General features: G+C 46.3%; 1 protein-coding gene. It reads left to right on the top strand.

Annotated features, from left to right (window positions below; genetic code table 11):
- A partial coding sequence (locus MO867_RS22695) for a hypothetical protein (protein WP_252473399.1) occupies positions 1 to 332 on the top strand: 332 nt, incomplete at its 5' end.
- Positions 333 to 408: the final 76 nt, after the last annotated feature.

Raw genomic sequence — 408 nt, forward strand, 5'->3', positions numbered from 1 at the left:
TCGGCTCTATTTCTTTTCTTGCAACAAAGTGCAATCGCACTCCCAAGCCGGTTGGTAAAGAGCATGTAGCACTATCAGGAAATACCGAGAGTGTTTTGTATCGGCGTGAGATTGAGTGGCAGATATCAGTATCCCCATTTTCTGAGCAGCAACTGCAATACTGGCGAGAGTTTGAAGCGAGCTGTACTAATGGCGAGGCATATGAACTGGATACCTCTGACCTTCCTGGCGGTCAAGCAATAACTGTTTGCAGGCTGAAGCGAAGCTCCTTTCGTGAGATGCGCTATGGAGCCTATGAATTCTATGTGTCATTTACAGCGATAGAGGCCTAACGTGCGCAACAATTCAGAAATTTTTGATCTACATAATCTGGCTCCACAGCGTGAGCTGCGTTTAGTGATTGAGATC

Source organism: Microbulbifer okhotskensis (genome assembly GCF_023895975.1).
Classification (GTDB): Bacteria; Pseudomonadota; Gammaproteobacteria; order Pseudomonadales; family Cellvibrionaceae; genus Microbulbifer; species Microbulbifer okhotskensis.